Source organism: Streptomyces africanus, assembly GCF_002150735.1.
GTDB classification, from domain to species: Bacteria; Actinomycetota; Actinomycetes; order Streptomycetales; family Streptomycetaceae; genus Streptomyces; species Streptomyces africanus.
The window spans coordinates 1-1,536 of sequence record NZ_MUKA01000476.1 but is presented as its reverse complement, the minus strand read 5'-3'; the positions used below and the strand labels follow the sequence as shown (position 1 = coordinate 1,536).

The following is a 1,536-nucleotide window of genomic DNA, read 5'->3' as shown; positions in this document are numbered from 1 at the left end:
CACCCCCACCCTGGAAGGAACCCCCCGTTGAGGATCCGCCTCGCTTTACTGACCGCCTGCCTGTCCGTGGCGACCGCACTGCCCGCGCAGGCCGCCGGCGCCACCGACACCCACCTGGAGGGCGAGCTCTCCTCCGGCGCCGTGTACGTGATGGACGTGCCCGCGACCTGGAACGGCACGGTGCTGCTGTACAGCCACGGCTACGCCCCGGCCGGATCCCCCAAGCGGGCCCAGAACACGCCGAGTACGGCCGCCCGGGACAAGCTGCTGGCCGAGGGCTACGCCCTGATCGGCTCCTCGTACGCGACGAACGGCTGGGCCGTCACCGAGGCGGTGCCCGACCAGCTCGCCACGCTGGACCTGTTCACCGAGAAGTTCGGGGCGGCCCGGCGGACCCTGGCCTGGGGCACCTCGTACGGCGGCTTCGTCACCACGATGCTCGCCGAGCGGCACGCCGGCCGGTTCGACGGCTCACTGTCGATGTGCGGGCTGGTGCAGGGCGGCGTCGCCAACTGGAACAGCACCCTGGACCCGGTCTTCGCGCTGCGCACGCTCCTCGCGCCGGACTCCGGGATCCGGCTCACGGGCTTCGCCGGCCAGACGGAGGCGGTCGCCGCCGGAAAGGCGCTCACCTCCAAGGTCGACGCCGCCCAGAAAACCCCCGAGGGCCGGGCCCGGATCGCGCTCGCCGCCGCCCTGCACAACATCCCCGGCTACAACGACGCGTCGCAGACCGAGCCGGGCCCCACGGACTGGCAGGCACAGCAGGCCAACCAGTACGGCGCCGTCCGGGGCCTGCTCCAGATGCCCGCGTTCAGCTGGCGGCAGGAGGCCGAGAGCCGGGCGGGCGGCAACCCGTCGTGGAACACCGGTGTCGACTACACCGCCATGCTCGCCCGCTCCCCGCTGTACAAAGAGGTGACGGAGCTCTACAAGGAAGCGGGACTGTCCTTGCGCACCGACCTCTCGGCCCTCGGCCGGGCACCCCGGGTCTCCGCCGATCAGCCGGCCGTGCGGTGGATGCGGAACACCAGCGTGCTCTCCGGCCGGCTCGCCGACCCCCAGCTGAACATCCACACGACCGGTGACGCGCTGATACCGGTGCAGTCGGAGAGCGCCTACCGGCGGGCGGCCGGCGCGGCCGGCTCCGGTCCGCTGTTCCGCCAGGCCTACGTCGACGCCCCCGGCCACTGCACGTTCACCCCGGGCGAGACGCTGGCCGCCCTGCACACCCTGGAACACCGCCTGGACACGGGCCGCTGGGACACCTCGCCCGCCGCCCTCAACTCCCGGGCGACGACGGCGGATCCGACGGCGGAACCCCGCTACGTCCCGTACCGGCCGGCCGCCTACCCCCGCCCCTACGACCTCGCCCACCCGGGAGACACCCGGCCATGACCGCACTGCCCCGAGTCCTCGGCTCCGCTCGCACGGAGGGCGCCCCCACCGCGACCGACCGGCTGCTGGCCGTGCTCGCGGCCTTCGACCACGAGCACCCGGCGCTGTGCCTGACGGACATCAGCCGACGGGCCGGGC

The 1,536-nt window shown here is 73.6% G+C and carries 2 protein-coding genes; both read left to right on the top strand.

The genetic code is table 11. The annotated features are described in order from the left end of the window. The first annotated feature begins 27 nt into the window (after positions 1–27). The gene (locus tag CCL05_RS40185; protein WP_086565537.1) at positions 28–1,398 is read left to right on the top strand and encodes an alpha/beta hydrolase family protein; all 1,371 of its coding nucleotides are present in this window, start codon (positions 28–30) and stop codon (positions 1,396–1,398) included. Beyond that, positions 1,395–1,536, top strand: a 142-nt coding sequence (locus tag CCL05_RS46745) for a helix-turn-helix domain-containing protein (protein ID WP_483025083.1), incomplete at its 3' end; no start/stop codon positions are given. The genes CCL05_RS40185 and CCL05_RS46745, both read left to right, overlap by 4 nt.